This is a genomic window from Labrys miyagiensis, from assembly GCF_030160835.1.
In the GTDB taxonomy this organism is placed as follows: Bacteria; Pseudomonadota; Alphaproteobacteria; order Rhizobiales; family Labraceae; genus Labrys; species Labrys miyagiensis.
Genome location: NZ_BSPC01000028.1, coordinates 178,943 through 200,207 on the forward strand (window position 1 = coordinate 178,943; position 21,265 = coordinate 200,207).

At 64.5% G+C, this 21,265-nt stretch carries 8 protein-coding genes; 4 read left to right on the top strand and 4 right to left on the bottom strand.

The genetic code is table 11. The features are described 5' to 3' along the window. Positions 1-85: 85 nt before the first annotated feature. The 4 genes from QQL24_RS17070 (at position 86) to QQL24_RS17085 (ending at position 9,356) form a co-directional block, all read left to right on the top strand. Entirely contained in the window at positions 86-1,468 is a 1,383-nt protein-coding gene (locus QQL24_RS17070; RefSeq protein WP_284313490.1) for an efflux transporter outer membrane subunit, read from the top strand. Between the two features lie 63 nt (positions 1,469-1,531). Further along, entirely contained in the window at positions 1,532-3,061 is a 1,530-nt protein-coding gene (locus tag QQL24_RS17075) for an efflux RND transporter periplasmic adaptor subunit (protein ID WP_284313491.1), read from the top strand. Beyond that, the gene (locus tag QQL24_RS17080; protein WP_284313492.1) at positions 3,058-6,246 is read left to right on the top strand and encodes an efflux RND transporter permease subunit; all 3,189 of its coding nucleotides are present in this window, start codon (positions 3,058-3,060) and stop codon (positions 6,244-6,246) included. The genes QQL24_RS17075 and QQL24_RS17080 overlap by 4 nt, the downstream gene beginning before the upstream one ends. Beyond that, entirely contained in the window at positions 6,243-9,356 is a 3,114-nt protein-coding gene (locus QQL24_RS17085) for an efflux RND transporter permease subunit (RefSeq protein ID WP_284313493.1), read from the top strand. The genes QQL24_RS17080 and QQL24_RS17085 overlap by 4 nt, the downstream gene beginning before the upstream one ends. Positions 9,357-9,775: 419 nt before the next feature. Here QQL24_RS17085 and QQL24_RS17090 read toward each other — a convergent pair whose 3' ends face one another. The 4 genes from QQL24_RS17090 to QQL24_RS17105 form a co-directional block, all read right to left on the bottom strand. Then, entirely contained in the window at positions 9,776-16,060 is a 6,285-nt protein-coding gene (locus QQL24_RS17090) for an autotransporter outer membrane beta-barrel domain-containing protein (RefSeq protein ID WP_284313494.1), read from the bottom strand. A 1,842-nt stretch (positions 16,061-17,902) separates the two neighbouring features. Further along, complete coding sequence (locus tag QQL24_RS17095; RefSeq protein ID WP_284313495.1) at positions 17,903-19,123, bottom strand: ROK family transcriptional regulator; 1,221 nt, start codon at positions 19,121-19,123, stop codon at positions 17,903-17,905. Positions 19,124-19,522: 399 nt separating this feature from the next. Beyond that, positions 19,523-20,284, bottom strand: a complete 762-nt coding sequence (locus QQL24_RS17100) for an SDR family NAD(P)-dependent oxidoreductase (protein ID WP_284313496.1) — start codon at positions 20,282-20,284, stop codon at positions 19,523-19,525. 36 nt (positions 20,285-20,320) lie between these two features. Next, a complete protein-coding gene (locus QQL24_RS17105; RefSeq protein ID WP_284313497.1) occupies positions 20,321-21,265 on the bottom strand; it encodes an ABC transporter permease in 945 nt (314 codons plus the stop codon).

Here is a 21,265-nt window from a genome sequence, read left to right on the forward strand (position 1 = left end):
CGCCACCCCTACAGAAGGCCCTATCGTGAAGTCAGTTCAGCGGCAAACGTGCGTATCCCGACCCTTTATCAGGCCCCTGGCGGTCGTGGCGCCTCTGTTCGCTATCTTGGCCGGATGCGCGGAGGTCAAGCCGCTCGACGTCACGGTCGCGGTGCCACCGGCCTATCAGCAGGCCCCAAAGGACAAGCCAGCTCCGCCCGTGCGTGCCGATTGGTGGCGTAGCTTCCGCTCCGCCGAGCTGACCGCCTTGGTCGAGGAGGCGCGTATCGACAATCTCGACATCGCCACCGCCATCGCCAATGTGGAGCAGGCCCAGGCCGGCATCACGGCCGCCGGCGCGGCCCTCTTTCCACAGATCAATGGCGATGCCTCGGCCCAGCGTGCCCGCTCGGCATCGCTCACCGGGCATGTCGGCCAGGGACGGGCGACCTACTCCCTCTCAGCGAGCGCCAGCTACGAGATCGACTTCTGGGGCAAGAACAGCCAGGCGCTGGCGGGTGCCAACTCGACCCTGGCAGCGACGCAGTATGACCGCGACACCGTCGAGCTCACCACCATCGCCAGCGTCGCCAATGCCTATTTCAGCATTCTCGCGGCGCAGGATCGCCTCGGCATCGCCCGCGACAACGCCACCAGCGCCAGCAGCATCCTCACCATTCTCAACAACCAGCTGAAGGCGGGCACCACCACGGCATTGGCCGTGGCCCAGCAGCAGAGCCTGCTCGACCAGCAGCGTGCCAGCATCCCGCCGCTAGAACTGAGCATCGCGGAAAACAGGGCCGCCATCGCCCTGCTGGTCGGCAAGCCGCCGGCCCTGGTCAGCGTCAAGGGCGGCGGCACGGGCAGCGTCCATGCGCCCGTGGTGGCGGCCGGCATTCCTTCGCAATTGCTGACTCGCCGGCCTGATGTTGCCGCGGCGCAGGCGACCCTGATCTCCTCGCACCAGAGCGCGCGTTCGGCCTATGCCGCGCAATTCCCCTCGATCTCGCTTACTGGCCAGGGCGGTGTGGAGAGCGCCGCCCTCAAGAGCCTGTTCGATCCGGCGGCAGGCTTCTATCAGGTCGCCGCCGGCGCGACGCAGCCGATCTTCGACGGTGGCACGCTGCGCAGCGCCGTGGAGCGCGCCAATGGCGTGCAGGACGCCGATCTCGCCGCCTACCGCAAATCGGTGGTGCAGGCTTTCGTCGACGTCGAGAATGCGTTGGCGGAGGTCCGCCAGCTCAGCCGGCAGCTGGCTCTGCAACAGGCCGTCGTCACCAGTTCCCGGCAGGCTTACGACATTTCAGAACGGCAGCTGCGGGAAGGCACGGTCGACCTCGTCACCGTGCTGCAGACCGAACAGACCCTGTTCAGCGCCCAGGACACACTGGCGCAAGTCAAATTGCAGCGATTGCAGGCGCTTGTAAGCCTGCACCAGGCTCTCGGTGGCGGCTGGACCGCGCCCACCCCACTGACGCCACAAAATTAAGTGTCATGACTGTTAACGCCGTTCCGACGGCAGATTTCTTTCGATGATTCGACTGGGTTGATAATGGCGAAACTCTCGCGGAGCCTCTTCACGGTGGCGGTGCTGCTGATCGCCGGCGGCACGGCGGCCTATGTGACGCGGGACAAATGGCGGACCTCAGCCCCGCAATGGCTTCAAGCCTATATACCGCCATCAGCGGCGGGCGATCCCCCCCAGGGCGGCGGCGCGGGCGCCCCTTCGGCGGGCGGTCAGGCCGGTGGAGCCGGTGGCGGACGCCGGGGCGGGCGGCGCGGCGGTTCCGACAGCGGTCCGATTCCGGTCCTGACGGCCGATGCGAGTGCCGCCGACGTGCCCGTGACGCTGGATGGCGTCGGCACGGTGAAGGCCTTCAACACAGTGACGATCACGCCTCAGGTCAATGGCCAGATCGTCGATCTCCCCTTCAAGGAGGGACAGGACGTCAAGACAGGCGACGTGATCGCCCGGATCGACGATTCCACCTACAAGGCGGCGCTCGACCAGGCCATCGCCAAGCGGGCGCAGGACCAGGCCTCGCTCGACAATGCCAAGATCGATCTGCAGCGCTATGAGGGGCTCGTCGCCACCAATTCGGTGACCAAGCAGACCGCCGACACCCAGCGCGCCACCGTCGCGCAGGACGAGGCCCTGCTCAAATCCGACGATGCCGCCATCGCCAGCGCCAAGGCGACGCTGGCCTATACGGTGATCACGGCTCCCATCGATGGACGCACCGGCATCCGCAGCGTCGATATCGGCAATGTCGTGCAGGCCAATAGCGGCACGGGCATCGTCACCATCTCTCAGATGAAACCGATCTCGGTTCTCTTCAACCTGCCCCAGCAGTCGCTCGCCGACATCATGGCGGCTAGCGCCGGCGGCGCGTTGCAGGTGCAGGCGCTACGCGGCGACAACAAGACGGTGATCGATACCGGCACGCTCGACGTGATCGACAACCAGGTCGACACGACGACCGGAACCATCAAGCTCAAGGCCAATTTTCCCAATAATTCCGAGGCGTTGTGGCCGGGAGCTTTCGTGAATGCGAGGCTTTTGGTGAAGACGCTGAAGGGCGCCATCGTGGTGCCCACCGCTGCCGTTCAGCGCGGGCCGAACGGGCCTTTCCTCTATGTGCTGAACGAGAACAAGTCCCAGCTGCGGCCGGTCACCCTCGGCCAGCAGGGGGATCAGCAGACCGTGGTCGAGACCGGGCTCAAGCTCGGCGAGAAGGTCATCACCACCGGCTTTGCCCGCCTCAGCGACGGCTCGGCCGTCGAGGTGACGGCCCCGGCCGGCAATGCGGCTCCGGTGGCAGGCGCCGGCATTGGCGCGAATGCCGGCAATGACGCGACGCCTGCCCCCGCCACGCCCGCACGTACGGGCGGCGCGGACACGCCACAGGCGGGCGATGCCGCACAGGGCGATAGCAATGGCAAGAGCTGGCACAAGGGCGGTGGCAATGGCAGCGGCCGCCGGCATCAGCAGGGCGGCGCCAATGCGGCTGAAGGCAGCCAGTCCGGGAGTGACAACGGCACTGCCAACAGCGGCAACACCACGAGCCAGCCGGCCCAATGAACGGCGTCTCCGCCCCTTTCATCCTCCGGCCGATCGCGACCTCGCTGCTCGGGGTCGCGGTGCTGCTCGGCGGCCTGCTCGGCTATTTCGCCCTGCCTGTGGCTCCGCTGCCGCAGGTCGACTTCCCGACCATCCAGATCACCACGCAATTGCCGGGCGCCGAGCCCGAGACCATGGCCTCGCTGGTCACGGCGCCGCTGGAGCGCAATCTCGGGCAGATTCCCGCCATCTCGACGATGGTGTCCTCCTCGGCGTTCGGCATCAGCCAGATCACCCTGCAGTACAATCTCGGCCGTGACATCGATGGCGCGGCGCAGGACGTTCAGGCCGCCATCAACGCCTCCGCCGCGACACTGCCCACCGGCCTGCCCTACCCGCCGACCTACGCCAAGGTGAACCCGGCCGACACGCCGATCGTAACGCTGGCCCTGCGCTCGAAATCGCAGACCATCCGCAACCTCTCCGACATGGCCGACACGCTGCTCGCCCAGCGCTTTGCCGAGGTGAGCGGCGTCGGCCATGTCGATGTCCAGGGCGGCGTGCGCCCCGCTCTGCGGGTGCAGGTGGACCTTACCCGTGCCGCCGCCTACGGCCTTGGCCTCGAGGACATCAGGACCGCCATCACCTCCTCCACCGTGGCCGGCGCCAAGGGTTCGCTCGACGGCGCCGCGCAGTCCTACACCATCGCCGCCAACGACCAGATCAGCGCGGCGGATGCCTTCGCCAATGTGGTGATCGCCTACAAGAATGGCGCGCCGGTGCGCCTCAAGGACATCGCCGATGTCGTCGAGGGCCTCGAGAATGCCCGCGTCGGCGCCTACTACGACGGCCAGCCGGCGGTGGTGCTCGACATCATGCGCCAGCCCGGCGCCAATGTGATCTCCACGGTCAAGAGCGTGCTCGCCGCCCTGCCGGAACTGCGCCGCAGCCTGCCTGCCGATGTCTCGCTCGATATCGTCAATGACCGCACGCAGACCATCCAGGCCTCGATCGACGATGTCGAGATGACGCTGGCGCTCAGTGTCGGCCTCGTCATTCTGGTCGTCTTCATCTTCTTGCGCACCCTGCGCGCCACCATCATCGCCGGCGTGGCGCTCCCGCTGTCGCTGATCGCCGCCTTCGGCGTGATGTACTTCTGCAACTTCAGCCTCGACAACCTCTCGCTGATGGCGCTCACTATCGGCGCCGGCTTCGTGGTCGACGACGCCATCGTGATGATCGAGAACATCGTGCGCCATATCGAAGAGGGCGAGAGCCCGTTCGAAGCAGCACTGAGGGGCGCCCAGGAGATCGGCTTCACCATCATCTCGCTGACGGTCTCGCTGATCGCGGTGTTCATCCCGCTTCTGTTCATGACCGGCATCGTCGGGCGCATGTTCCGGGAATTCGCGCTGACGCTGACCATCGCGGTCGTCGTCTCCGCCGTGATCTCGCTGACGCTGACGCCGATGATGTGCGCGCGCCTGCTCACCGCCAGCCATGGCGAACGCAAGGGCCCGCTGGAATGGATCGAAAAGGGCTTCGACAAGATCATCCAAGGCTATCGCGCCAGCCTGGTATGGACGCTGCGCCATGGCTTCCTGATGCTGCTGCTGACGCTGGGCACGCTGGCGACGACGATCTGGCTCTATATCGCCATCCCCAAGGGCTTTCTGCCCCAGCAGGACACCGGCCTCATCACCGCCGTGATCGAGGCGGAGCCGACCGCCTCCTTCGACGCCATGAAGCGCGTGCAGGCCTCGGTCGCCGACATAGCCCGCAAGGATCCCGACGTGGTGTCGGTGGTCTCCAGCATCGGCGTCTCCGGCACCAACCTCACCTCCAACACAGGCTCGCTTTCGCTGGTGCTGAAGCCGCGCAACAAGCGCCAGGCCGATGCCACCGCGATCATCGAGCGGCTGCAGGCGCAAACCGGAAAGATCCCCGGCATCACCGTCACCTATCAGAGTGTCCAGGATATCCGCATCACCGCCCGCGCCGGGCGCGCTCCCTACCAGTACACGCTCACCGGCACGGATGCGACGGAGGTCGACAACTGGGCCGACAAGCTCGCGGCCGAACTCAGGCGCTCGCCTTTGATGCGGGACGTCACCTCGGAAGTGCAGAATGGCGGCTCCAAGCTGTTCGTGCAGGTCGACCGCGACACCGCCTCTCGCCTCGGCGTCTCCATGCAGGACGTTTCCAACGCGCTGAACAATGCCTTCGGGCAGCGCCAGATCGCCACCATCTATGCACAGGCGAACCAGTATCGCGTCATCCTGGAGGCACGGCCGGAGGATCAGGTCGGCCCGAGCGTGCTCAGCCGCATCTATGTGTCGAGCTCGGCCAGCGCTTCGGGCCTAGCCACCACCACCAACCCCAATGCCGGCACGGTGGGCGCGAGCGGCTCGGCCACCAACATCCCGACCGAGTCGGGGGCCGTCGACAATCAGGTGCCCCTCAACGCCTTCACCACGGTGGAGCATCGCACTGCCCCACTGGTGGTGGAGCATGACGACCAGTTCCCCTCTGCCACCGTCAGCTTCGACGTCGCCCGCAATGCTTCTCTCAGCGACGCGGTAACGGCAATCGATCGGGCGCAGCGCGATACCGGCATGCCAGCCTCCATCACCACGCGCTTCACGGGCGACGCGGCGGAGTTCGCCTCCTCGCTCGCCAACCAGCCCTGGCTCATCCTGGCGGCGGTGATCACCATCTATATCGTGCTCGGCGTGCTCTATGAGAGCGCCATCCACCCGGTGACCATCCTCTCCACCCTGCCCTCTGCCGGCGTCGGCGCCCTGCTGGCGCTCGAATATACGGGCAAGGAGCTCTCGCTGATCGCCCTGATCGGCATCGTGCTGCTGATGGGCATCGTGAAGAAGAACGCCATCATGATGATCGACTTCGCCATCGAGGCGCAGCGCGAGCATGGCATGGACCCGCATGAGGCGATCGTCACCGCCTCGGCCCTGCGTTTCCGCCCGATCATGATGACCACGCTCGCCGCCCTGTTCGGCGCCCTGCCGCTGGCGCTCGGGCACGGCATGGGCTCGGAGCTGCGCATCCCGCTCGGCATCACCATCATCGGTGGCCTGCTGCTCAGCCAGCTCCTGACGCTCTACACCACGCCCGTGATCTATCTCGGCTTCGAGCGCCTGCGCGACTATTTCAGCCGCAAACCCGAGCCGGCGCCGCAGGGATGAACATCTCCGAGCCCTTCATCCGCCGGCCGATCGGCACGATCCTGTTGTCGATCGGATTGCTGCTCGCGGGGCTTGCCGCCTATCGCCTGCTGCCGGTGGCGAGCCTGCCGGCCATCGATTTGCCGACCATCCTGGTCAGCGCCAACCGTCCGGGCGCCGACCCCACCACCATGGCCAGCAGCGTCGCCGCGCCGCTCGAGCGCCAGCTCGGCTCGATTGCCGGCGTGACCGAGATCACCTCGCGCTCGCAGCTCGGCTCCACCAACATCATCATCCAGTTCGACCTGTCGCGGAACATCGACAGCGCCGCGCAGGATGTGCAGGCGGCCATCAACGCCTCGGTCTCGGACCTGCCCTCGGACCTCTCCACCACGCCATCGCTACGCAAGTTCAATCCCAACGCCATACCCATCCTGATCCTGGCGATGACCTCGGACACGGTCGGCGCCAGCGACATGTTCGATGCCGCCGACACCGTGATCGTGCAGCGCATTTCGCAGGTCGACGGCGTGGGCGATGTGACGGTGAGCGGCGCCGACCAGCCGGCGATCCGCGTGACGCTGCAGCCCGACCGCATCTCGGCCATGGGCCTGTCCATGGACACGATCCGCCAGGCCATCGTGGACGCCAACGCCATCAGCCCGCTCGGCTCCTTCGACGGCCCTGACACCTTCACGATGATCGACACCGGCGGCCAGATCACCAAGCCGGAGGACTATGCCAGCATCATCATCCATGCCGGCAATGGCACCGCAGTAAGGCTCGGCGACATCGCCAAGGTCGAGGAAGGCGTGCGCAACGTCAATTCCAGCGCGACCTACAATGGCAAGCCCGCCATCCTGCTGACCATTACCAAGGAGGCCAACGGCAACGTCATCGACACGGTCGACGCCATCAAGGCGTTGCTGCCGACCTTCAAGGGGCGCATCCCGGCCGGTATCGACATCGCCGTCCTGACCGACCGAACCACCACGATTCGGGCCAGCGTCGACGACATGCAATGGACCCTGATGGCTTCCGTGGCCCTCGTCATCCTCGTGGTGTTCGTCTTCCTGCGTCGCTCGACGCCGGTGCTCGCCGCCGGCGTGACCGTGCCGCTGTCGCTGGCCGCCACCTTCGGCGCCATGTGGATCGCCGGTTTTTCGATCGACAATCTCTCGCTGATGGCCCTCGTCGTCTCGGTGGGCTTCGTGGTCGACGACGCCATCGTGATGGTGGAGAACGTCTATGGCAAACGCGAGGCCGGCATGCCGCCGATCGAGGCCGCCATCGAGGGCGCCCGGCAGATCGGCTTCACGGTGATCTCCATCAGCCTGTCGCTGCTGGCCGTCTTCCTGCCGCTGTTCTTCGCCGGCGGCATCACCGGGGAATTCCTGCTGGAATTCGCGATGACGCTGGCCTTCGCCGTGGTGGCCTCCACGGTGATCTCGCTGACGCTCACGCCGATGATCCTGGCCCATCGCGGGCACCACGAGAACCATGAGCGCAACAACCTCGCCGACCGCATGGTCGAGGGCATCCTCAACGCCATGGTCGGCTTCTACGGCTTCACCCTGCGCCGCGTGCTCGACTATTGGGGCGCGACACTCATCATCATTTTCGCGACGATCGCCTATACTTTCTATCTCTATGGTGCGTTGCCCAAGAGCCTGGTGCCGCAGGACGATGGCGGCTTCATCCAGGGCTCCAGCCAGGCGTCGAGCGATGCCTCCTACCAGGCCGTCGTCGGCTGGCAGCAGCAGGCCGCGGCGATCATCCAGAAGAACCGCTATGTTACCGGCGTCGGCTCCTCGATCGGCTCCAGCCCCTTCGGCGGCACCAATTCCGGCCAGTTCAGCATCTCGCTGGTGCCGCCCGACGAACGCCCTTCCACCGACGAGGTGATCGCTGAGCTGCGCCAGGCCCTGCACCCGGTCGCCGGCCTCGACATCTTCATGTTCGCGCCGCAGGACGTACGCGCCGGCGGACGTCAGTCGCAATCGCAATATCAGTACACGCTCTGGGGGCCCAATCTCGACGAACTGGTGGAATGGGCGCCCAAGCTCATGGACAAGCTGAAGACGCTTCCCGGCCTCACCGACATCAATTCGGATCGCCAGCGCAGCGGCCTGCAGGCCAACGTCGTGATCGATCGCGACGCCGCGGCCCGGCTCGGCGTGCCGATCAACGAGATCGACGCGGCGCTCAGCAACGCCTTCGCCCAGCGGCAGATTTCGACGATCTATACCCAGCGCAACCAATATCGCGTGGTGATGACCGTGCCGCCTTCGCGAAGCGTCGACCCCAGCGACATATCGAGGCTCTACGTGCCCGGCAGTTCCGGCATCGTCCCCCTGTCGGCCGTCGCCCACATCGAACGCGGCCTGGCGCCCCTGCAGGTCAACCACCAGGGTCAATATCCCTCGATCACCATCTCCTACAACCTTCATACCAATGTGAAGGTGCAGGAGGCCTCGGACGCCATCGAGCGGGCGGTGGATGAGATGCATCTGCCCAACGACATCCACGCGGAAGCGGCCGGCGATGCAAGGCAGGCGGCGCAATCGGGCGGCAGCTTCGGCATCCTGGTGATCGCGGTGCTGCTCACCGTCTATATCGTGCTGGGCGTGCTCTATGAGAGCCTCGCCCATCCCCTCACCATCCTCTCCACCCTCCCCTCCGCGGGCCTGGGCGGGCTGATCGCGCTGAGCTACGCCAATATGGAGCTCACCATCGTCGCCTTCATCGGCATCATCCTGCTGATCGGCATCGTGAAGAAGAACGGCATCATGATGGTGGATTTCGCCCTCGAGGCCGAACGCGACCACGGCGCCTCCTCGCGCGAGGCCATCTTCGAAGCCTGCATGAAGCGCTTCCGCCCGATCCTGATGACGACGCTCGCCGCCATCCTCGGCGCCCTGCCCCTGATCCTCGCCACCGGCCCCGGCACGGAGCTGCGCCGCCCCCTCGGCGTCACCATCGTCGGCGGCCTCCTGGTGAGCCAGGTCCTCACGCTCTACACGACGCCGGTGATCTACCTGATGCTCTCGCGCCTCCACCACTACTGGAGCGTCAAGCCGCGCGGACCGAGCCGGAAGGCCGAGCCGATGCCGGAGGGCCACGGGGCGTGACGCGGGTATCATTCCCGGGAGCGCGGACGTCCCGTCCATAGGCGCTAAGATAAGCCGAGGGCGCGACCTGAATCCTTCCCCGACTGCGGGGAAGGTGTCAGTGCAAAGCACTGACGGAAGGGGTAGAGTGGCGCAACATCAGCCATTCCGGCCTTGTCGCGCCACTCTCCCCCACCCGTCCCGGCTGCGCCGGTCCACCCTCCCCGAAGGCGGGGAGGGAATCCCGCGCCCTCACCGGCTTATCCTAGCGCACATCGACGTCCCGTCCGCTCTTGAACCGCTTCGCGAAACCAGAAGGGCGCGGCCTCTGACTGAGGCCACGCCCTTTTCATGGTCTGCTTCCATCACCGCCCCGGCTGTCCCGGAACGGTATCGTTTCAAGAGCGGACTGGAAGTCCGCGCTCCCAGGGCGCTCCCGGCTACCACATATAGCGCAGGCCGGCGGTACCCTTGACGATGTAGTTGTCCTTGCCGCCATGGCCGCTGAGCGCGGTGGCGATGTCGGCCTCGCCATAGACGCTCCACTTGTCGTTCCAGGCATAGGTGCCGCCGACGCCGACCTCGCCCCAGAGCTTCTGGTTCTTCTGGTGCACCGTGGTGCCGGCGACATCCATGCTGGTGCCGCCCAGGAACTCGTAGCTCAGATTGGCGATGCCGTAGATCTGCAGGCGGCGCATCTTGCCGTCATCGCCCTTCCAGCTCGACAGGTTTTCGAGCCGCACGCCGGCCCGGCCCTTGAGGCTGTCGCCGGCGCCGAGCGCCACCCTGTCGCCCAGCGTGTCGGTGTAGCTGGAGAAGTCGACATGGGTCCAGGCGAGCTGGGCCTGCGGCACGATCGACCAGCCCGAACCGAGGTCGAAGCGCTTGCCCACTTCCACGCTCAACAGCGAGGACCAGCCCTTGTTCTTGCCGCCGCGGCTGTTGCTGAGATCGGACTGGTAATAGGTGAACTGGCCGATGCCGTCGACATAGAGGCCGTTGTCGCCAAGCCAGGTGAGGTTGACGCCCAGCCCATAGCCTGTCGTGGTGATCTTGCCGTCCGGCCGCACGGCGCCGCTGACCGGGTCGCGCGTCATCTTGATGCGGGCCACCGAGGTGCCGATGGTGCCATAGGCGCCGAAGGTCAGCTCGCCTGCCCCGTTCTCGAACAGGGTGCCCTCATAGCCGGCCTGCGTGAAGCCGAGGCCCTGGGTGTAGGAGGAACCGGCCCGCGGCGTGAAGGACGAATATTGGCCACCGACCCGCCCCCAGGCCCCGGCGCCGTAGAGCACCGGGCCGCCACGCTGGTAGGCGCCGTTCTGCTCGGTGGTGGGCGTGCAGCGATAGTTCTGCGAGGCATCCTTGCACCAGACCGGATCGGCCGGCGTGCCGTTCGGCCAGATGCGGTTGCCGGTGCGCTGCTGCAAGGTGCCGAGGGTGGAGAAGGCGTAGGTGCTCAGCACGTCGGCATAGGGCAGCACCGTCTGGGCGTCCGGGTTCAGAGCGGGCCCTCCACGCACGGGATCGACCGAGCGCAGGTACCAGTTCTGGTTGGTCGCGTCGGCCCCGACCCCGCCATAGAACAGCGAGTAGTCGAAGGCACCGGCCGATACTGCCCCATTCATGTGAAACGCGGCGGGATCGGTGGTGGCACTGTTGATCGCCTGAACCACCAGAATACCGTCCTTCGTCGTCTGCGCGCCAGGACCGCTGGCATTGACGATGTCGAGCAGGGTCGACCCCGTCGCCGTGCCGCCACCATTGCCGCCATCGATCACCAGCTTGTCGGAGGGCGAGGCGTCATCGCCCAGATAGGTGTCGAGCCGGATGGTGCCGCCCTGGCCGACATAATTGCCCTTGATCGTCAGCGTATCCGTCGGACCGGTGGTCCCGTTGGTCAGGTCGATCAGGCCGGCATTGTTCACCGTGACCGGCCCGTTCACCGCCGCGATCACCGGATTGATGCCGTTGCCGGCGCGCAGCACCGAAGTGGCGTCGATGTTCACCGTGGGATCGTCCATCGTCAGGTTGCCCGTCAGCGTCCAATCCGTGCCGTTCTTCAGGTTGATCGTATCCCAACCCGTGCCAAGGTTGATGCCCTTGGCGAGGTTATCCGCCGCCAGGCTCGCGCCCTCGTACTGGATGTTGCTCAGATTGAGGACGTCGTTCTTGTCGCCACTATCAGGCGTGCCGCCGTCGAGATGGTAGACGGTGGCCAGATCCGCAGCGGCCTTGTTGGCGATGGTGAGCGTATCGTTGCCCGCGCCCATCTCGATCGAGCCATTGAGCGAACCACCCGTCCAGTTCACCGCATCGGAACCGGCGCCGGCCTTGACGATGCCGGTGATGTTGCCGGCGACCATGTTGATCGTATCGGCGGCGGCCGAGCCCAGGATCGCCGTGCCGGCCGGGCCGGTGGAGGCGATGGTGCCCTGGTTGGTGAAGTTCGCCCCGCCGGTGGCCGGCGAGAGGTCGACCACCGGGGCCGTGCTCTGCGAGGTCAGCGAGCCGGTGGAGACGACCGGGTTGGAGGTCGCGACCTTCAGGGCCGAGCCGCCGCCGGCGGCGACATCGACAGTGGCACCGATGACGGCTTGGCTGGCCGAGGCCACGTTGATGCCGGTGGCGCCGGCGCCGGTGACATGCACACTGGAGTCCACCTCGGCCTGGCCGGTGGTGTTGACGGTGACGCCGGTGGCATTGGCCCCCACGACATTGAAGACGTAGCCCGCGCCGATATTGAGGTCGTTCGCCGTGGCGGTGCCGTCGGCCTTCTGGAACAGATAGCTGGTGGCGCCGGCGCCGTTGGCGTTGATGGTGGCGGTGGACGCCGTCGCCGTGCTCGTGGCGGTCCGGATACCCGCGCCCGAGCCGTTGACGTTGATGGTGGTCCCCGTCAGGCCGATGCCGGCGAGTTCCGCCTTGTTCTCGATGCCATTGCCGGTGCCGTTGGTGGTCAGCGTCACCGCACCGGTGTTGAGGCCGGTGGTGCCGGTATCGACCAGGATGGCATGGGCGGTGCCGCCGCCGACATAGGTGCCGGTGTTGACCGCCAGGCCCGCACCGTTGGCTATGCGCAGCGCTGCAGTGCCATCATTGGCGGTGATGGTGCTGGCGTTCTCGATGGTCGAGCCCGCGCCCTCCAGGAACACGCCGGTGCCGTTGGCGACGGTGATGTTGGCCTGGTTGTTGAGATCGCCGCCCGCCAGCACATGCACGGCGGTGGCATTGGCCCCGCTCATGGTGATCGTGCCCTGGTTGACGATCTTGCCGAGGTTCTGGGCCTGGAAGGCGGTGGCATTGGCCCCCGCCACGGCGATGGCCGCTTGGTTGGTCAGGGTGGTGGCGGCATCGGGGGCACCGACAGCGGCGCCCGAGAGGTCGTGCTTCTGGCCATCGGCAAGCCCGATCAGGCCGCCGGCGCCGGTGAGGCTGGCGGAGACCCCGGCATCAATGCTGCCGGTGGCGCCACCCTCGACGATGAAGCCGGTGGCGCTCGCCCCGGTGACGTTGAGGGCCCCGCCGGTGAGCTCGACATTGGTGGTCTTGCCGGTGGCATTGACCGCCACCGAGCCGGTGCCCGAAGCGGTGAGCGGGGTGGCCGAGGTCAGGCTGGCGCCATCCTCGATGCGGAAGAGGGTGGCTCTGGTGTTGTTGGCATCGAGCGCAGTGGCGGTGCTGGTGATGGTCGAGCCCGCCCCCAGGGCATGGAAGGCGATCTGGTCGCTGCCGTTGAACACCGGCAGGGCCGTGCCGGAGACATTAATCTTGGCACCGTTCAAGGCCTGGGCGCCGATGGCGCCGGTGCCGTTCAAGGTCAGGGTCGAGCCCGCCTGCATGTTGGCGACGGCATTGACACCGTCGGCGACCACGCCGCGGGTGCGGTCGGCTACCGAGCCGCCATTCACCGTGATCTTGCCGGTGTTGTTGGCGGTGGTGGTCAGCCCGCCTGCGCCCGAGGCGACGGCGATGCCGACGCCGCCATTGGTGACGGCGATATTGCCCGAATTGGTGCCGGTGGCGCCCGTCTCAACCGAGATGCCGGTGGTGTGGGCGCCGGTGAAGGTGATGTCGCCCGAATTGGTGAACTGGGCCTGATTCTCAGCGATATAGCCGGTAACGTTGTCCTTGGCGGAGGTCAGTGTGGCGGCGCTGGTCAGCGAGGTGGTCGGCACCGGAGCCCCCACGGCCGCCCCGGTCAGGTCATGGTCCTGGCCATCGACGATGCCGGCGATGACGCCGTCGCCCAGCATGTTGATCTTGGCGGTCGCGGCAATGGTGCCGGTGGCGCCGCCCTCGACATAGAAGCCGCGTGCACCAGTGCCGGTGAGGTTGACCGTCATGGCGCCGCTCTGCAGATCCGAGCCGGCGTCGCGCACGCGCACCACGGTCGAGCCCTGGCCCGAGCCGGTCAGGGTGGAGGTGCCCCCGGCAAAGTCGGCCCCGCCCGCCATCAGGAACAAAGTCGAGTTCTGGGTGGAGACGTCGAGCGCAGTCGCCGCGTTGTTGATCTTGGAGCCATTGCCATAGCCGTAGAAGCCGATCTGGTCGGAGCCGGAAACGAAGTTCACCGCTCCAGTGGCCCCTACATTCACTGTCCCACCATTGCGGGCATGCACGCCGATAGCACCTTGCCCGGTGAGGTTGACGGCGCCGTTGACCGTGGCCGTTGCCTTGGCACCATCCACCCACACACCGAAATTGCGAGTGCCGGAAGCCGGATCGGCGCCGCCGGCCACATGGATGGTGCCGTTAGAGGTGGCGGCCGTCGCCGTGCCGTTGTCGGAGAGTATCTGGATGCCAACGCCGTTGACGCCATTGAGATTGATCACTCCAGCTGCACCGTTGGTTACAATGGAGGTCGAATCGACAACGGACATGCCGACATTGAGGGCCGGGACGCCCGCAACGGCGCCGTTGACGTTGATCGTGCCATTGTTGGTCAGCGTACCGGTCGCTCCCGGCATCGCCGCCATGGCGGCAGCATTCTCCGTCTTGGTGCCGATGGTTATGGTGCCATTATTGATGCCCTTTCCAGAGCCACGGCCCACATCGGTAATACTGATGCCGTAGGACTGAACCGACAAGGCGACATCCGGAACCACCTCCGGGCTTGTGGCACTATATTGCGCCGCCCGGCCCAAATAGATCGTGCCTCCCGCGGCATTGGTGAAAACGGACGTGCCATTGACAACAGCTCCGCTCACGCTCCCATCAATAATACCCGGGTTGACGCCAACATTGATAATGCCCGTATTAGTCGCCGTTGAAGAGCCTGTCAGTCCTATCGCCTTGTTGTCCGAGCACCCGGCCCCCGTGCACAGGCCGGAATCCGACCTGCCGGCTACATTCATGATGCCGTTGTTCGTGTAAGTGCTACTGCTTGCCAGCACCCCTCGCCCTCCGACATACCCCGCGGACGAGAAGTTATTCGGCGGAGGGGCACCCGTTGAGGTATCGAAATTATTGCCTGAGGCATAACCGCTTGAGATTACGCCGTTGTTGATTCCGATACTGCCGTTCTCCAGCTCGACCTGGGTAAAGTGACCTGAAATCCTTCCGTCGTTGATCACCGTTCCACCGTTGGTGGCCCATAGAGCGTAGCCGCCGCGAACATCGAGTTGCCCGGAGGCCGTGACCCGCCCGATCGCCTTCGCGCCATCTGCCTGGATGACAGCAAGCGTTCCCAACGGCAAGCCAAGTTCATCGCCTGGCGAGGTCGAGTTGTCATAAACAACGTTTTGGGTGGAATAGCTTACGCCCTGCGCGAAGGCCGCATCATAGGCGGCCTGGGTATGCAACGCGCCATTTTGGGCCGAAGCAATCAGGAAGTTGTTGTAGGCCTGGAGCTGCGTGACATTGGTGACCGTCCACGTGCTCCCGTCAAAGGCGGTAAAAGTTCCGCCATAAGTTGCAGCGGAAAAGGTTGCCGTTGCCGTTGCACTGGAGCCAGTAGCTGCAACACCGCTCGTCAGCTTGATTTGGTTTCGCGAGGTCCAGTCAACTTCGCTTGTGGCATTTCCCGTTCCATTCGCATAGGTCAGAACCGTCTGTCGCGACTCGATGTCTATCGCGCTACCGACCCCAGCTGTATCGACCGAGTTGCCGATGCTGACACTTGCCCGCCCACCCGTCGCTCCAACCGTTGCGATATTGGCGTTTATATATTGCCGCCCGTTGACGTCATGCGTGTGCGCCCAAGTGGTATTATCCCCCCAATTCGATTGGACAAAATTGCTAGTGCTATAGGCGTTGACGGTCGTTGTTGAGCCAGTGATCGGATCCGGTGAGGCAACTGCCAGATTCTTCAATCCTGTTTGGACGTTCAACTGGTTGGGATTGCCTGAAACGATCGGCAGGGTATTGAGCGGCTGGTTTACGCCGCCGCTATCCCCTTGCACGAAACTGGCATTCCCCTGAATCGTGATATTGTCGCCGTTGCCGACGATCGTTGCCCCGACCTTATTATCGTTGATCGTGGGATCATATGAACCAAGGGCGCATGTCGCCGTTCCCGCTACGGTGGTCTGATTGGCTGTACCCGTCTGACAGGTAGAGGCTGCCTCGGCACCCGTCCCGGCGAAAGCGAGGCCGCCAACCATTGCCAACAACGCCGAGACGCCCGCGCCGCCGAGCCTGCCGGCCTTGGCACTCCGGCCGAAAACGACGATACGGCTGACAAGCCGCAGTATCGCCATCACCCGGCGGCGCGTGCCGCGACTCATCGCCTTGTCTTCAGGAGAGAAGCCAGCATCCGCTTTAGCCGCAGTCCGGTTGTTCGAGGAGAAGTTCATAAGAGTCAGAGCCCCGCCCTTGACGCCACAGCCAGGCTGAGCGCCGTTTGCAAAATGTTGGAGGAAGTTGGTACAACCTAGAGCATAGCGGGTAATATCTTACAATCTCACCTACGGAATGTACCGCCTAAGCCGTAGGGTCAATAACGTAATACTTAAGTATATGATCTCACGAATACCAAGGCGCGCCACGCCCCGCTCCTGGATATGCTATCTCATTTCAGCCGGGAAATATTCCATTTTCGCCACGAATCACTTGCTGTGCGAATTCGCACAGCCCAGTCAGGCGACGCCGATTATCTCAAAATACGCGATAGCGTGACAAATCCGTCACAACCTTTCGCACAGCATAAAAGTGGAAAGACGTAACGTTTTATGCCTCAACGCCGGCGACGGTCGACCTCGAGGTCTCAATAGACAGATTGTATTAATTTTTATAAATTCTATATTTCATACACATAATTTAACAAAAGCGATTATGTCGTAAAAATCATCAAATTTATATTTCATAATAAACTATGTACAAATATATATGAAATAATATTTAAATTGTATTTCCGTAAATATACGTATACATATTGACTTTGGTTTCTGTTGACGTGGAATTTTTATCGAACGAGAAAAAATTATTATTACTCTTCTCCATGATGATATTTGATGCTTGTTCAATTCATCACACCGTACATCACCATCCCCCAGCCCTGCCGGTGCGAACGTGGCGAAATGAGGGCAATTTGCATGCGCAGTTTCAATACCATGAAATACTGTTTCGACGCTTGGCCTCCTCCGTCGGTGATGCACGCCGTTGGGTCATTGGCACAGAAAAAGAACGTATATTGACTTTCGTTCGTTGCCGTGTTTTATTCCCTAACGGAATGAGGCGTCAGCAGCCGGCATGGGACGCCTCCGGCCCCGAACGCCTCCATCCACCCCGACAGCCTGTCCAAGCGGTGGGCGAACGCGGCGGCTGTCCTTCTTTCGGAGTCAGCTTCCAGGGGTGATGAGCGGGACAGAGGGATCGGCACCCCATGGAAGTGCCCTGTGATCCCTGGACGGAGCGTGAAGGGCTTGAGCCCGGCAACGCCTTCGTCCCCACGTCCCGCCGATGCGGTGAAGACGGTTCATGCCACTGTCCGGCCAGGACTGCAGCGCTGAGCCCCTTTACCGAGCCGGCTGGCTCAGGTTCGGATGGTCCGTGCCATCCGCTCCTGGCTCGCCTCCGCCTTCGGAAGGCGGAAAAACAGGTGGCCCTGCGCGCCTTGTCAGCGGGCCAGGCAACCGGAACGGGGCGATGGCGGCCTGCACCGACAGTGCGGCCTGCATCTTCCATGATCCTGCCTTCACGGCTGCTCCGCAGCCGCCATCGCCCGGTCTCCTCATCAACCCAGCCGGAAAGGGCGTGGGAACGAGAGCGCTTGCGCGTTGGGGGGAGAAAGCGGGCTCCGTTCGGGCGAGATGACACGATCGAGAAAGAGGCGCATCGATTGCGCCCCCTCGCCCCGTTCTTACGGGGAGAGGTAAGGTGAGGGGCAGCGCGACATTGGCGGGATTAAATTTTCCAACGCACCATCAACAGGATAGGCTGTCGTGGCGCCCTGTTGTCCGAACATCCTGTCCCTGGTATCGCTACTCTCGCAAGGCTGGGCTGCCCCTCACCTTACCTCTCCCCGTAAGAACGGGGCGAGGGGACTTCGGCGTCGCGTCATCTTCTCAATTGGCCCATCTCGACCGGCCGACTCGAAGCACCTATTTCTTGATTATCTCTTAATCTCGTCAGAACAAATTGCCGTAGAGCGGCATGGCCGCCGCCCCCAACGCGGCCACGAGTTCGCTGGGGGCCTGCGCCTTCTCCAGCGTGATCTGTTTGGGCCGCGCCGTGATCTGGCAGACGGCCACCGTGCGGCGCGTGCGCTCGATCAGGCGGTCGAGCACCGGTTCGGGCAAGAGGCCGCTGACCAGGATGTTGGAGATGTCGACGATATTGGAGACGCTGGTGAGAGAGCGTCCCAGATCGGTGCCGGCCTGCTCGATCCAGCGACCGAGTTCGGGATCGTCGCAAAAGCCGGGGGCGTTGAAATCGAGATCCTCGACCCGCGCCTTGCCGAGGAAGCGGGCAAGGCCACGCAGCGAGACCACCGTCTCCAGGCAGCCCCTTGCCCCGCAATAGCAGACCTCGCCGTCGGGATAGGCATGGATATGGCCGATCTCGCCGGCATTGCCATAGGAGCCGCGCACGGCCCGCCGGTTGAAGATCAGCGCGCCGCCGAGGCCATAGCCGACAAAGGCGTAGATATAGCTGCCGAGATGGCGCCCGCCGCCGAACCAGTATTCTCCGAGCCCTGCCGCCGAGCCGTTGATGGCGATGAAGACGCGGTGGCCGATGGTCTGCGACAGCACCTGCTCGAAGGCATAGCTGCGCCAGGCCGGGTATTGGCTCGACAGGCCCACGGCGCCGCGTTCATGGTCGACCGGCCCCATTACCGAGACGCCGACACCCAGCAGCCTGCCGGGGCGCTGCGGATGCTCGTCGAGGCGCGAGAACAAGGCGGCGAGCAGGCGCGTCGACTGATCGGGCTCCTCGACCTGCAACTGCTCCTTCTCGCGGGCGATGATGTTGCCGGCGACATCGACCAGCACGGCGCGGGCGAATTCGTGATCGAAATGCAGGCCGATGGTGGCGGCATAGCCGGGAATGATGCGCAGGCCTCGGATCGGCTGCCCCAGGCGCTGCTGGCCTTCGGGTTTCACCGCATCGGCGGCAGCGACTTCCTCGACCAGACCTTCGTCCATCAGGGCGGCGACGATCTGCGTGATCGCCGAGGGCGTCAGGCCGGTCTCCGCCGAAATATGGGTGCGGCCGATGCCCGGCCTCTGCCGGATCGCCTCGATCACCAAGCCGCGGTTGAGATCGCCGACACGCGAGGCATTGAAGCCGCGTTGCCTGCGGAAACCGGCGACGGAAAGGGCGGGCACATGCCGCTTCGTTTCATTCATGACGCAACCAGGATCGGCGGGGCGCTAGGGGCCCTGCCGTAAGATACTGCCTTGTCCAGGTAGTATCGGAGGGGCCCGAACGACACAATCTTTCTCGCGGGAACAGGTGGGCGAGACGGGGCCTGTGAGAATGAAACGAGCCGGTTGCGTCCCCTCGCCCCGTTCTTACGGGGAGAGGATAGAGGTGAGGGGCAGCGCGACATTGGAAAGGTGGAGTCGATAAGACGTGTATTCATCGCGCCCTTGCCCAAAGAACCGCTTTGTTTCTTAGGACTCTTCTCCCATAGCCCTGAGCAGCCCCTCACCTCTATCCTCTCCCCGTAAGGACGGGGCGAGGGGACTTCGAGGGCGCGCTCTATTCTTTGGCGTCCCAGTCTCGCCCCGCCGAAGTCCCCCGCCCTACCGGGTGAGATAGCCGCCATCCACCACCAGCACTTCGCCAGTGACATAGCTCGAGGCCGGCGCGGCCAGGAAAAGCACGCAGGCCGCCACCTCTTCCGGCTGGCCGACGCGGCGCATCGGCGTCATGTCGCGCCAGATCGGGAACCATTCGGGATTTTCGATGCCGCCGCGGGACATGTCGGTGTCGATATAGCCCGGCGCCACCGCGTTGATGCGGATATTCTCGGCGGCGAACTCGCTGGCAAGACTCCTGGTCATGTGATGCACGGCCGCCTTGGAGGCGTTATAGGCGACCTGGTTCTGCGGCACGTTCGAGACGAAGCCGGAGATCGAGCCGATATTCACGATGGCGCCGCCACCTTGCGCGCGCATCGGGCCGATCGCCGCGCGGCAGCCGCGGAAGACGGCGTCGAGATTGGTGCCCATGATCTCGCGCCAGCGTCCTTCATCGAAGTCGGGCGTATCGCCATGGCGGGCGATGCCGGCATTGTTGACCAGGATGTCGAGCCGCCCCCTGCGCTTCACCGTCTCGTCCACCAGCATTCCGGGCGCGGCGGGGTCGGTGATGTCGGCGGCGATGAACTCGAAATCATAGCCGGCATCGGCGAGGCTCTTCTCGGATTCGGGCACCTTCGAGCGTCCGGAGATCACCAGCTTCGCTCCTGCCTCGCCAAGGGCATGGGCGATGGCAAGACCGATGCCACGATTGCCGCCGGTGATGAGGGCCACTTTTCCGTCCAGGCGAAATTTTTCAAGCATGTCTTGTCCATCTATCCGTTATTTCATCACACCGGATTATTTCATTACACCCTTGGGCGCCCTGCCGGTGTTGAGGCAGACGGCCAGGATGAGGATGACTCCGAAAACGATCTGTTGTGCCAGCGCATTGACGCCCACGAAAGTCATGCCGGTGCGGAATACCGCGATCAGCATGGTGCCGGCGAGCGTGCGGATGACGCCGCCGCTCCCGCCGGTGAGCGAAGTGCCGCCGAGCACCACGGCGGCGATCGCCGGCAGCAGGAACTCGTTGGCGATGGTGGGCGTGCCGCTGGAGAGCCGCGCCGCCAGCATCACGCCCGACATCGCCGCGAAGGCGCCGGCCAGGGCGAAGACGGCGAGCTTGACCTTCGTCACCTCGATGCCGGAGACGGTAGCGGCGGGCTCGCTGCAGCCGACAGCCTTCATCATCTTGCCGAAGGGCGTCGCCTGCTCCAGCACGGCGGCAATGGCGAGCGCCACCAGCGAAACCCAGATTTCGTTGGGCAGGCCGAGCGAGGTCCCGATGACCCAGTTCAGCTTGTCGGCGCGAATGTCGCCGGCGATGCCGATGCCGCGCTGATTGGAGATCCATAGGGCTGCTGTCGCCACGATGCCGCCCACCGCCAGCGTCGCCACGAAGCTTGGAATGCGCAGCCTGCCATGCACAAAGCCGGAGACAAGACCGAAGGCACCGCCAGCCAGCACGGCAGCCGGAATGGCGAGCAGGCCATAGCCCGGGATCAGCAGCGCCAGGATGATCGAGGCGACGGCGGCGACCGACTGCATCGAGAGATCGACCGAGCCGATATAGATGACGAAGGTCATGCCGAGCGCCATCACGAACAGCGTGGCGTTATCCGCGAACAGGCCGATCAGGGTCAGCGGATCGAGGAAGCGCCGGTCGAAGGTGCCGACAACGAGGATGGCGATCACCAGGGCGATCCAGGGCAGATAGGGCGTGAGGAAGCGCAAGCGGGCCAT